This is a genomic window from Actinomadura bangladeshensis (assembly GCF_004348335.1).
In the GTDB taxonomy this organism is placed as follows: Bacteria; Actinomycetota; Actinomycetes; order Streptosporangiales; family Streptosporangiaceae; genus Spirillospora; species Spirillospora bangladeshensis.
In genome coordinates, this window is record NZ_SMJW01000250.1 from 1 (window position 1) to 11,275 (window position 11,275).

Here is an 11,275-nt window from a genome sequence, read left to right on the forward strand (position 1 = left end):
CCCCCGCGCCGACCCTCCCGCCGCCACGCCGGGACCGCGCCGGCGACGCGGCACCGGCGTCCCGGCCATCGACATGGCCGTGCTCCAGGCCCGGCTGAACGAGTCGCTCGACGTGCTGCGCGACACCTACGCGCCCGCGCTCGGCACCGGCGGCGGCTGGTACCACGAGCTGGCGCGCCCCGAGCCGGGCACCACCGCGACGGCCCTCGGGCTGATGGCGTTCGTGGAGGCGGGACGCCCCTTCGAGTACTTCGACGACGGGCTGGCCTTCCTCGCCGCCCGGCAGACCGCCTCCGCCGACGGGCTGCGCGACGGCGGCTGGGCCACCAAGACCAGCCTCGGCATGCCGGTGGTGGAGGCGACCGGCTGGATCGCGCGGTTCCTCGCCCGCGCCCGCTGCGACCTGCGCGACGACGCGCCCGACACCGGGCGCGCCTACCAGTGGCTGCTGCGCAACCAGAACCCCGACGGCGGCTGGGGCTCGCTGCACGGCTGCCCGTCCCGGGTGTGGCTGACGTGCCTGGCGCTGCGCGCGCTCAGCCAGCTCAACCCCTACGACCCGGCGGTCGACCGGGGCGTGGAGTGGCTGACCGCCGACCGGACCGCGCACCGTCCCGGCTGGGGGCCGACGCCCGCATCCCGGCCCACCGTCACCCACACGGCGTTCGCACTGGTCACCCTGGCCGAGGCGCGCCCGGAGCTGCGGACCGAGCGGCTGCTGGACGCCTACGACTGGCTGCTGGAGCACCTCGACCCCGACGACGACCGCACGTGGATCGAGACCTACGACGTCTCCCCCCACTGCGCCGATCCGCACGACTCCGGGGCGGGACGGACCGGCTCCGAACCGGTGTGGCGGCTCGCGCTCTGGCACTACGGGCTGCCGATCGCGCTGACCGCGCTGCTGCGGGATCCGCGCGGCCCGCACGGGCCGCTGATCGCGCGGGCGTTCCGGACGCTGGTGCGCGGCGAGTTCACCGACCCGCGCCGCAACGGCCACCCCGGCAGCGGCCGCACCTCGCTGTGGACGCTGTGGTGGCGGCTGGAGACGCTGATCGCGCTGTCCCGCGTCCCGCTCGCCGGAGGCGCCGACATCCTGCACTGGCTGCCGGACGCGACGGTCGTGCAGCGCTCCCACGCGCGGGAGCGGCCGCTGGCCGACCTGCTCCCGCACCGCGGGCTCGTCGACCCGGTGGGGTTCGCGCGGCGGCACTGGGCGGCGCTCCTGCTGGGCCTCGTCTGCGCCGCCAGCGTGCTCGGCGTCGCCGCCGGCCTGTGGGGCTGGAAGGACTTCTGGCTGAGCGTGATCCTGCCGATCGTCCTCACCGGCATCGACGAGTCGGCGAAGCGGCGGCGCGCCCCGCGCGGCCCGCCGCCCGCCGCACCCTGACCGTCCGCCCCGACGGCCGGGACGGGTCAGCCGCGGCGGGCGAGTTCGGCCTCCCCTGCGGCGCGCATCGCCGCCACCGGCACGTCGTCGCGGCCGGTCATCAGCGCCACCTGCCGGACGGCCTGGTGCAGGAGCATCGCGAACCCGCCCACGACCGTCCCGCCGGCCCGCCCGACCGCCGCGGCGAGGGCGGTCGGCCAGGGCGCGTACACCACGTCGAACAGCGCCGCGCCGGACGCGGCGACCGGTTCGGCGAACGCGTCGCCCGCCCGGCCCGGCAGCGTCGACACCACCAGTTCGGCGGGCAGGTGCTCGGTCACCCGGTCGAGCGGCACGACCCGGACCGCGAGCCCGAACCGCTCCCCCACCTCGGCCGCGCCGGCGGCGCGCTCGGGCGCCCGCGCGGCGAGCACCGCCTCGGCCGTGCCGAGCCGGGCGAGCGCGGCGAGCGCGGACGCGGCGGTGGCGCCGCCGCCCAGCACCAGCACCGACGGCGGCGCCTCGACGCCGGCCTCGGTGAGGGCCGCCTCGATCCCGTGCACGTCGGTGTTGTCGCCGTGCCGCCGACCGTCCCGCAGGACGATCGTGTTCGCGCCGCCGACCTTCACCGCGAGGTCGGACACCGAGTCGGCGAGGTCCAGCGCGACCCGCTTGAGCGGCATGGTCAGCGACAGGCCCGCCCACTGCGGGCCGAGGCCGTCCAGCAGCGCGGCGAGGCCGTCCTCGCCGCACTCGATCGCCTCGTAGGACCAGCCGTCCAGGCCCATCGCCGCGTACGCCGCGCGGTGCAGGACCGGCGACAGCGAATGCGCGATCGGCGATCCGAGCACCGCGGCCCGGCGGCCCGCCTCCCCGGTCACTGGCCCGGATGCGCCCGCTGCCACGCCCGGAACTCCTCCTCGATCTTCACCCGCTGCGCCTCCGTCGTGGCGAACTTGGTGACCTTGTTCGTCGGGTCGGTGGCGATGAAGAACAGCCACGTCCCGTCCTCGGGGCTCAGCGCGGCCTCGATGGCGTCCGGCCCCGGGTTGGCGATCGGGCCGGGCGGCAGGCCCGTGTGCAGGTAGGTGTTGTACGGGGACGGGGTCAGCAGGTCCTTCTCGGTGACCGTCAGCCTCCGCTCGTTCAGCGCGTACAGGACCGTGGTGTCGAACTGCAGCTTCATGCCCTTCTTCACCCGGTTGTAGATCACCCGGGAGATCTTCGGCAGGTCGCTGGGCTTGCCGCCCTCGGCCTGCACGAGGCTGGCGAGCGTGACGACCGTCGCCGGGTTCATGCGCGCCTCGCGCGCCTTGGCGACGAGGTCGGTACTGGCCGCCTCCTCGTTGAACCGATCCACCATCTGCTTGAGGATCTGCTCGGCCGAGCCGTTCGGGTCGAGGTCGTAGCGGCCCGGGTACAGGTACCCCTCCACCTTGCCCTTCGCGTACGCGGGCAGCCCGAGCGCCTTCCCCTTCTTCGCGGCGGCCTGGAACTCCTTCTCCGAGATCCCGGTCTTCTTCGCCAGCAGCTCGAAGACCTCGACGGCCCGCCTGCCCTCGGGGATCGTGATCTGGTTCCCGGCCCGCGACTTCGGGTTCAGCAGCAGCGCCATCGCCGCCGACGACGACATCTTCAGCCGCATCTGGTAGAAGCCCGGCTGGATGCTGGAGGCGCGGGTCTCCTTGGTGTAGACCTTCACGAACGCGCGGGCGCTCTTGACGACGCGGTGCCGCTCCAGCGTCAGGCCGATCACCGAGCCGCTGGCGCCCTCCTTGACCTGGACCGTGACGGCGCCGGAGCCCTGCCCCTCGTAGTCCGGCGGGTGCCACTTGTCGTCGAGCCACGCGAAGCCGAGGACGCCGCCGGTGCCGAACACCGCCACCAGGAACGCCATCGCGAACAGGGCCGCGGCACGGCCGTTGCGCCTGCGGCGCTTCTGCCGCTTGCGGACGCGCCGCTGGTCCCGCCTGCCGTACCGCTCGCCCTGCTGCCGCCCGTCGCCGTACGGGTCGGAGAAGAGGTCCAAATCGTTCATGAGCTCCCCCGGACGATCTCTCCTGGGGGGTGCCCAGTCAACCGTTCCGCGTCGAGGGCCGCCTGCAGCAGGACCGCCGCCGCGGCCTGGTCGACGACCTTGCGCCTCGCTTGACCATGTACGCCCCCGGCCCGCAGCCCGCTCTCGGCGGTCACGGTGGTGAGCCGCTCGTCGTGGAGCCGGACGGTCTCCGGGGGAAGCCGGTCCGCGAGCATCGCCGCGAACCTGCGGGCCGTCCGCGCCGCCGGGCCCTCCCGGCCCGACAGCGACGTCGGCAGCCCGACGACGACCTCGATCGCCTCGTACTCGGCGGCGAGCGCCACGAGCCGGTCGATGTCGCCCTTGCCGCTCTTCACGGTCTCCAGCGGGGAGGCGAGGATCCCGCCGGGGTCGCACTTGGCGACACCGACGCGCACGCTCCCCACATCGACCCCCAACCGGACGCCCTGCCTCATCGCCCCGCTCCGCTCGGCGGCGCGGGGCGCTTTCGCGGCTCCGGTCGCATACCCCGATGTGCCGGGCTCACGCGGCCCCTACTGCTCGTTCGACGGCGGCGAGGGCGTCGCCGACGGCCGCGGGGTTCGCGCCGCCGCCCTGCGCCAGGTCGTCCTTGCCGCCTCCGCCGCCGCCGAGCGCCTTGGCGGCGAGGCCGACGAGGGCGCCCGCCTTGAGGCCGCGCTCGCGCGCGCCCTCGGTGACGGCGACGACCACGACGGGACGGTCCTTCGGCACGCCCGTCACCATCACGACGGCGGGCCGGGCCGTCAGGCGGCCGCGGACGTCGACGGCGAGCCTGCGCAGGTCGTCGGCTCCGGTGCCGTCCGGGGCGCGGTGGCCGGCGAACGCGATGCCGTTCACGTCCCGCGCGCCGTCGGCGAGCGAGCCGGCGATCGCGAGGACCTGCTGGGAGCGGAGCTTCTCCAGCTCCTTCTCGGCGTCCCGCAGCCGGGTGACGACGCCGGAGATCCGCTCGGGGAGCTCCTCCTTGCGGGCCTTCATCTGCTCGGCGAGCTGCGCGACGAGCACGCTCTCGCGGGCGAGGAACCGGAACGCGTCGATGCCGACGAGGGCCTCGACGCGGCGGACGCCGGCGCCGATCGACGCCTCGCCCAGCACCTTGACCAGGCCGAGCTGCCCGGAGCGGGCCACGTGGGTGCCGCCGCACAGCTCCCGGGAGTAGTCGCCGACCTCGACGACGCGGACCTCGTCGCCGTACTTCTCGCCGAACAGCGCGAGCGCGCCCATCGCGCGGGCCTCGTCGATCGAGGTGTGGAAGGCGCGCACGTCCAGGTCGCCGACCAGGACCTCGTTGACCTCGTCCTCGACGTCGCGCAGCACGCTCGGCGGGACGGCGCCGGAGGCGGTGAAGTCGAACCGGAACCGGCCGGGCGAGTTCTCCGAGCCGGCCTGCGCGGCGGACTCGCCGAGCGCGCGGCGGAACCCGGCGTGCACCATGTGGGTCGCGGTGTGCGAGCGGGAGATCGCCCGGCGCCGCTCCACGTCGACCTCGGCGTAGGCGGTGTCGCCGGCCTGCGCCTCGCCGCTGCGGACGCGGCCGCGGTGCACGATGAGCCCGGCGAGCGGCGACTGCACGTCCGTGACCTCGATGACGGCGCCGTTGCCGAGCCGGATCAGGCCGTGGTCGGCGAGCTGGCCGCCGCCCTCGGCGTAGAACGGGGTGCGGTCGAGGACGACCTCGACCTCGGTGCCCTCCCCGGCGGCCGGGGCGTTGGCGCCGTTGACGAGGAGCCCGACGAGGCGGGCGTCGCCGGCGAGGCTGCCGTACCCGGTGAAGTCGACCTTGCCGCCGGCGCCGGTGAGCAGCTCGTCCAGGACGGAGACGTCGAGGTTGCCGGTCTTCTTGTCGCGGGCGTCCTTCTTCGCGCGGTCCCGCTGCTCCTGCATGAGCCGGCGGAAGCCGTCCTCGTCGACCTGGAGGCCCTGCTCGGACGCCATCTCCAGGGTGAGGTCGATCGGGAAGCCGTAGGTGTCGTGCAGCTTGAACGCCTGCTCGCCCGCCAGCGTCGCGCCGCCGGAGCGCTTGGTCTCCTCGACGGCCGTGTCGAAGATCGCGGTGCCGGTGCGGAGCGTCTGCAGGAACGCGCCCTCCTCGGCGTCGATGACCGTGTGGATGTTCGCGGCGGTGCGCACCAGCTCGGGGTACTGCTCGCCCATCGCGCCGATCGCGACGGCGGTCAGCTCGTGCATGAGGCCGGCGTCCTGGCCGCCGAGCAGCCGCAGGTTGCGGATGGAGCGGCGCAGGATGCGGCGCAGCACGTAGCCGCGGCCCTCGTTGCCGGGGCGGATGCCGTCAGCGACCATCATCGTGCCGCTGCGGACGTGGTCGGCGATGACGCGCAGCGACACGTCCGCGCGGTGGTCGCGGCCGTAGCGGGCGCCGGTCAGCCCGGCGGCCCGGTCGAGGACCCGCCACAGGGTGTCGGTCTCGTAGATGTTGTCGACGCCCTGCAGGATCGCCGCCATGCGCTCCAGGCCCATGCCGGTGTCGATGTTCTTGGCGGGCAGGTCGCCGAGGATCGGGAAGTCGGTCTTGCTCTCCCCCGGGCCCCGCTCGTACTGCATGAAGACGAGGTTCCAGACCTCCAGGTACCGGTCCTCGTCGGCGACGGGGCCGCCCTCGCGCCCGTACTCGGGGCCGCGGTCGTAGTAGATCTCCGAGCACGGCCCGCAGGGGCCGGGGACGCCCATCGACCAGAAGTTGTCCTCCATGCCGCGCCGCTGGATGCGGTCGAGGGGGACGCCGACCTTGTCGTGCCAGATGCCCTGCGCCTCGTCGTCGTCCTTGAAGACGGTGACCCACAGCTTCTCCTCGGGGAAGCCGAAGCCGCCGTCCTCGCGGGAGGCGGTCAGCAGCTCCCAGGCGAACGGGATCGCCTGCTCCTTGAAGTAGTCGCCGATGGAGAAGTTGCCCAGCATCTGGAAGAACGTGGCGTGCCGGGTGGTCTTGCCGACCTCCTCGATGTCCGGCGTCCGGACGCACTTCTGCGCGCTGGTCATCCGGGCGGACGGCGGCGTGCGCTGCCCGAGGAAGTACGGCTTGAACGGCACCATGCCGGCGTTGACCAGCAGCAGGGTCGGGTCCTCGGCGACCAGGCTGGCCGAGGGCACCACCGTGTGCCCGCGCTCCTCGAAAAATGTGAGGAAGCGGCGTGCGACCTCTGCCGACTCCATGATCAGTGGCCATCCTTGTCGTCGTCGATGATCGTGTATCGCGCCTTCAGCACCCGGCGGGGCGGGGACCCCCGCAGCCCGGGAACCTCGGCGTCCGGCGGAGCCTGGTCCATGCGGACGGCCTCGCGCAGCTCCTCTTCGCGGGCCTGCATTCCGGTACGGACGTCGGCCGCGAAATGCCTCAGCCGCTCCCCGGTGCCCTTCCCCGTCGCCACCGCGCGCATCGCCACCCCTTCCGGGGACAGGCTGCGCGCGACCGCCTCCACGCGCCGCTTGACGCGGTGCGTGACGTAGACCCCGGCCCCGGCGCCGACCGAGAGCCAGAACAGCCGCCTCATCGCCGCCCCTTCCCCGAGGAGCGCGCCTGAAGCTGCGGCCGGCCGGACGCCGCGCGCCCGTCGCCGTCGCTCTTGAGGGCCTTGCGGACGCCGTAGGAGAAGGCCGCGGCCTTCACCAGCGGGCCGCCCACCACCGAGGTCATGACGGTGGTGACGGCCGAGACGTTCTGGGTGACGCCGGCGACCTGCTTGGTGATGACGTCGGTGCGGCCGAGCTGCTCGTTGGCGCGCTGCACCGTGCGGGTCATGTCGTCCAGCAGGGGGGCGGCCTGGTCGCCGATCTCGCGGACGACCTTGCCGGCCTCGCCGAGGAGCCGGGAGAGCTTCAGCAGGGTCAGCGCGATGAACGCGACGAGCACCGCCCAGAACACGGCCACGATGAGACCTGCCAGCTGTCCACCAGTGAGCATCGGGCTTTCCGTTCGTGCGAATTCGGTTCGGGCCGGTTACGGCGTGACAGACCTTACCGGTCGGCACGGCCTTGTGCCGGTATCACCGGCCCGGTCGAAACGATCAGCGCCGGTCGCCGGTGCCGCGCAGCACCGAGCGGATCCGCGCGAGCACCTCGGTGAACCGCGCCTCCGCGCCGTGCCTGGTCGGGCGATAGTACTCCCGCCCGTCCACGGAGTCGGGCGCGTACTGCTGCCGGACGACGCCGCCGGGGTGGTCGTGCGCGTACTTGTAGCCCTGCCCGTGCCCGACCTTCGCGGCGCCCTTGTAGTGGGAGTCGCGCAGATGCCCGGGGACGGGCCCGGCCAGGCCCTTGCGGACGTCGCCGAGCGCCCCGTCCACCGCCGTGATCACCGCGTTGGACTTGGGCGCCAGGGACAGGTGGATCACGGCCTGGGCCAGGTTGATGCGGGCCTCGGGCAGGCCGACGAACTCCACCGCCTGCGCGGCGGCGACCGCGGTCTGCAGCGCGGTCGGGTCGGCCATGCCGACGTCCTCGCTGGCGTGCACGATGAGGCGCCGGGCGATGAACCGCGGGTCCTCCCCGGCCTCGATCATGCGGGCCAGGTAGTGCAGCGCCGCGTCGACGTCGCTGCCGCGGATGCTCTTGATGAACGCGCTGATGACGTCGTAGTGCTGGTCGCCCTCGCGGTCGTAGCGGACGGCGGCCCGGTCGACGGCCTTCTCCAGCACGTCGGCGTCGATCACCCCGCCGTCGTCGACGACGAGGGACGCGGCCTCCAGGTAGGTGAGGGTGCGGCGGGCGTCGCCCCCGGCGAGCCGGACGAGGTGGTCCTCGGCGGCGGGGTCGAGGGTCACCGCGCCGCCCAGGCCGCGCTCCGCGGTGAGCGCCCGGCGGATCACCTCGCGCAGGTCGTCCTCGCCGAGCGGCTCCAGCGTGAGCAGCAGCGAGCGGGACAGCAGCGGGCTGATGACGGAGAAGAACGGGTTCTCGGTGGTGGCGCCGATGAAGGACACCCAGCGGTTCTCCACGGCGGGGAGCAGGGCGTCCTGCTGGGCCTTGTTGAACCGGTGGACCTCGTCGACGAACAGGACCGTCTGCCGGCCGGCCATGCCGAGCTCGCGGCGGGCCAGGTCGATCTCGGCGCGCACCCGCTTCACGCCGTCGGTGACCGCGGAGATCTCCACGAACCGGCGGGAGGTGACATGGCTGACGACCGTGGCGAGGGTCGTCTTCCCGGTGCCGGGCGGGCCCCACAGGACGAGCGACATCGGCACGTCCCGGTCGACGAGCTGCCGGATCGGGGTGCCGGGGCCGAGCAGGTGGCCCTGCCCGACGACCTCGTCCAGCGTGCGGGGGCGCATCCGCACCGCGAGCGGCTGCTCCGCGCCGGGGACGGCGGCGCGCGGCGGCGCCGCCGGGACGGCCTCCGGCGCGGCGGGGCCGCTCGGCTCCCGTCCCGGCGCGTCGAAAAGGCCCTCCGGCTCGCCCGATTCCGCCCTGCTGGTCACGCTCCGACACTATCTCCCGGCACGGACACGCCGGGACGTCCCGCGACCGGGTGCCGGGGGCCGGGAACCCGGGGATAGGCTGCGGCGTTGGAACAGCCCGAACGGCGCATTCAGGAGCGTGACGGTGTCCGGTACGGCCCTGCATCGGCGCCACGGGCCGGCCGGGCTGCTCGTGGCGCTGTTCGTCGTGGCGGGGCTGGTGTTCAGCTACGGGCTGGGCCACGGGCCCCCGCCGCGGGTGTGCACCGAGCACGCCGTGACCGCGCCCGCCGGCGGCGACCGACCGGCCGCGGCGTCCCAGGGCCTGCACGGACTCGTCGGCGCCGCGTTCAGCGCGCCCGCGAAGCCGCCGCCGCGGACCCCGCTGGACCTGTGCCTGTGCGCGGCCGTCCTGTTCACCCTCCTGCTGCTGGCGCTGGCCACCGGGCTGCGCCGGCCCCTCTCGCGCGTCCCCGCGCGCATCGGCTGGGCGCTCTCGCCGCCGCCCGGTGCCGCGTCCACCCCGGCGCCCCCGCCGGTCCTCGAGGTGCTCCGGCTGTGATGAGCCGGCCGTAAGGCCGCACGCACCGCCGTACCGACGCCCTCACCGGCGCCGCGCCACGGCGCTGCCCGCATCCCGTCAGCATCCGCAGCACCCCGAGAGGACCGCTCGCATGTCCAAGAGCGCCCGCATCAAGAACACCCGCCCCCAGGGCGGCAAGAACGCCAAGAACAAGAACGCGCTGACGCGGCGCGAGATCCCGTGGGGCGGCATCGCCTTCTTCACCGTGATCGGCCTGATCGCGGTCGTCGCCATCGGCTACGCGTTCATGCAGACCCGGTCGTCGTCCGCGGAGACCTCGATCGCCGGACTGGTCGTCGAGAAGGACCTCGGCCGCGACCACACCACCGGGACCGTCGAGTACGAGACGGACCCGCCGATGGGCGGCGACCACAACCCCGTCTGGCAGAACTGCGACGGCCGCGTGTACGACGCGCCGCTGCAGAACGAGCACGCCGTGCACTCCCTGGAGCACGGCGCCGTCTGGATCACCTACCGCCCCGGCCTCGCCGCCGACCAGCTCGACGTGCTCAAGAACAAGGTGGCCGGCACCGACTACACGATGCTGAGCCCATACCCGTCCCAGGACGCGGCGATCAAGCTCACCGCCTGGGGCCACCAGCTCACGCCCGACAGCGCCTCCGACGCGCGCGTGGACGAGTTCCTGCGCGGCTTCGTGAAGGGCCCGCAGACGCCCGAGCCCGGCGCGGCCTGCAGTGGCGCCAAGGACACCCCGTGAGCGAGGGCGCCGCGGCACCGCGGGGGCGGCGGGTCACCGTCGTCCTCGCGGTCCTCGTCCTGCTCGCCGGGGCCGCCCTGGTGGCCCGAGCCGTCACGGGAGGCCCCGGCACGGACGGCCCGGAGGCCGGGTTCGCCCGCGACATGAGCACCCACCACGCGCAGGCGGTGCGGATGTCGTTCATCGTCCGGGACCGCACCGACGACCCGGAGGCCGGGCTGCTGGCCTACGACATCATCACCACGCAGCAGGCCCAGATCGGCATGATGACGGCCTGGCTGGACGAGTGGGGGCTGCCGAAGACCGACCCGGCCGGCGCGATGCGCTGGATGTCCGGCCACGGCGGCCACCGGGGCGGCGCGTCCGCCATGCCGGGGATGGCCACCCGCGAGCAGCTCGCGGAGCTGGAGAAGGCGTCCGGCCGCGCCGCCGAAATCCTGTTCCTGCGGATGATGGTCGCCCACCACCGGGGCGGCGTCGACATGGCCGAGGCGGTGCTGGCCCGCACCGGCCACGACCGGGTGCGCCGGCTGGCGGACACCATGGTCGCCGGGCAGCGGTCGGAGATCGCGCAGATGAACTCGATGCTCCGGGAGCGCGGCGCACCCACTGCGTGATCGTGACCCGCGACCTTCGCGATAGCGCTTGACAGCGCGGTCGTATCGCGGGTCACTGACCACCATGGCTCACAACCTCAGCGGCTACCACCGGGCCCTCGACCTCTTCGAGGGCCTGGTCGCCGGCGTCCCCAGGGACGGCTGGGAGGCGCCGTCGCCCTGCGCGGGGTGGACCGCCCGGGACGTCGCCGGCCACGTGGCCGGCGGCCAGTACCTGGTCCGGGCGCTGGCCACCGGGGAGCCCGGGCCGGACATCGGCCGGGACCCGGCCCGGTTCGCCCCCGGCGACGTGCTGATGAGCTGGCGGACGGCCCGCAAGGAGTGCGCGGCGGCGCTCACCCCGGACGCCCTGGACCGCCCCGTCCCGTTCGCCGGCCTCGGCGAGCTCCCGCTGAGCGACTACCTGGAGGGCTACATCCTGGAGCCGCTCGTGCACTCCTGGGACCTGGCCCGCGCGACGGGCCAGCCGGCCCGCCTGGACCCCGGCCTGGTCCACCACGCCTTCGCGACGGCCCAGG

At 74.2% G+C, this 11,275-nt stretch carries 12 protein-coding genes; 5 read left to right on the plus strand and 7 right to left on the minus strand.

From position 1 onward, the window contains the following. Window positions 1-1,390 (plus strand): prenyltransferase/squalene oxidase repeat-containing protein (locus E1284_RS32885; RefSeq protein ID WP_165965518.1); only part of this gene is annotated, 1,390 nt, incomplete at its 5' end. Between the two features lie 26 nt (window positions 1,391-1,416). Here E1284_RS32885 and E1284_RS32890 read toward each other — a convergent pair. From E1284_RS32890 to E1284_RS32920, 7 genes are all read right to left on the minus strand, one after another. Continuing rightward, window positions 1,417-2,274 carry a shikimate dehydrogenase gene (locus E1284_RS32890; RefSeq protein ID WP_243714892.1) on the minus strand — a complete coding sequence of 286 codons (858 nt, stop codon included), beginning with the start codon at window positions 2,272-2,274 and terminating at the stop codon, window positions 1,417-1,419. Next, a complete protein-coding gene (gene mltG, locus E1284_RS32895) occupies window positions 2,247-3,407 on the minus strand; it encodes an endolytic transglycosylase MltG (RefSeq protein ID WP_131944062.1) in 1,161 nt (386 codons plus the stop codon). Before mltG ends, E1284_RS32890 begins: the two co-directional genes overlap by 28 nt. Continuing rightward, window positions 3,404-3,862: a Holliday junction resolvase RuvX gene (gene ruvX / locus E1284_RS32900; RefSeq protein WP_131944063.1), complete on the minus strand. Its 459-nt coding sequence runs from the start codon at window positions 3,860-3,862 to the stop codon at window positions 3,404-3,406. The genes mltG and ruvX overlap by 4 nt, the downstream gene beginning before the upstream one ends. Window positions 3,863-3,929: 67 nt before the next feature. Then, entirely contained in the window at window positions 3,930-6,599 is a 2,670-nt protein-coding gene (alaS, locus tag E1284_RS32905) for an alanine--tRNA ligase (RefSeq protein ID WP_131944064.1), read from the minus strand. A 2-nt stretch (window positions 6,600-6,601) separates the two neighbouring features. Beyond that, the gene (locus E1284_RS32910) at window positions 6,602-6,937 is read right to left on the minus strand and encodes a DUF6167 family protein (RefSeq protein ID WP_131944065.1); all 336 of its coding nucleotides are present in this window, start codon (window positions 6,935-6,937) and stop codon (window positions 6,602-6,604) included. After that, entirely contained in the window at window positions 6,934-7,347 is a 414-nt protein-coding gene (locus E1284_RS32915) for a DUF948 domain-containing protein (RefSeq protein ID WP_131944066.1), read from the minus strand. The genes E1284_RS32910 and E1284_RS32915 overlap by 4 nt, the downstream gene beginning before the upstream one ends. Window positions 7,348-7,450: 103 nt before the next feature. Then, complete coding sequence (locus E1284_RS32920; protein ID WP_165965519.1) at window positions 7,451-8,713, minus strand: replication-associated recombination protein A; 1,263 nt, start codon at window positions 8,711-8,713, stop codon at window positions 7,451-7,453. Between the two features lie 271 nt (window positions 8,714-8,984). Between E1284_RS32920 and E1284_RS32925 the strand changes: the two genes are divergently transcribed. The 4 genes from E1284_RS32925 to E1284_RS32940 all read left to right on the plus strand — a co-directional run. After that, window positions 8,985-9,401 carry a hypothetical protein gene (locus tag E1284_RS32925; protein WP_131944068.1) on the plus strand — a complete coding sequence of 139 codons (417 nt, stop codon included), beginning with the start codon at window positions 8,985-8,987 and terminating at the stop codon, window positions 9,399-9,401. A gap of 112 nt (window positions 9,402-9,513) precedes the next feature. After that, window positions 9,514-10,140: a DUF3105 domain-containing protein gene (locus tag E1284_RS32930; protein WP_131944069.1), complete on the plus strand. Its 627-nt coding sequence runs from the start codon at window positions 9,514-9,516 to the stop codon at window positions 10,138-10,140. Next, complete coding sequence (locus E1284_RS32935) at window positions 10,137-10,757, plus strand: DUF305 domain-containing protein (protein ID WP_131944070.1); 621 nt, start codon at window positions 10,137-10,139, stop codon at window positions 10,755-10,757. The genes E1284_RS32930 and E1284_RS32935 overlap by 4 nt, the downstream gene beginning before the upstream one ends. 64 nt (window positions 10,758-10,821) lie before the next feature. Then, on the plus strand, window positions 10,822-11,275 hold a 454-nt coding region (locus tag E1284_RS32940; protein WP_131944071.1), incomplete at its 3' end, for a TIGR03086 family metal-binding protein.